At 29.5% G+C, this 424-nt stretch carries 1 protein-coding gene; it reads right to left on the reverse strand.

The features are described from left to right. Window positions 1–28: 28 nt before the first annotated feature. Complete coding sequence (locus tag AJ939_RS03750) at window positions 29–412, reverse strand: TNT domain-containing protein (RefSeq protein WP_261666730.1); 384 nt, start codon at window positions 410–412, stop codon at window positions 29–31. Window positions 413–424 lie beyond the last annotated feature (12 nt).

Consider the following 424-nt stretch of genomic DNA (forward strand, 5'->3'; position numbering starts at 1 on the left):
TTCTCTTGTCATTTTCTATCCTTTATTATTATATTTGTTTGATAAAACCTAATTGCATTAAGTTTTCTATGGAAATAGGAAGTTTAATTTGTGTTCCTTTGCCTTCTTGTTCAAAATGTGGAGATATTTTACCTATTTTTGGGGAATGGAATTCGTTTTTTGCTTTTAATTTATCAATTTTACCTTTTAATACTTCATTCCCACTCATTCTAACCTTTCTATCAACACTCTCCATATTAATATCTTCTAATACTTCATATCTTTTATAGGTTTTTTGCATGGCTTCATTATCTTCATAAGGCAATGATCTTTTTTCATAAGGCATCACTCCTTTTTTCTCTTTAAAAGGACAAACAAAGCCACCTGAATTATCTCCATATCTGTCCAGTTTCATCCCTTTTTTTAGAGTGATTTCTCTTGGTTT

Source organism: Campylobacter sp. BCW_6889, assembly GCF_001762535.1.
In the GTDB taxonomy this organism is placed as follows: Bacteria; Campylobacterota; Campylobacteria; order Campylobacterales; family Campylobacteraceae; genus Campylobacter_D; species Campylobacter_D jejuni.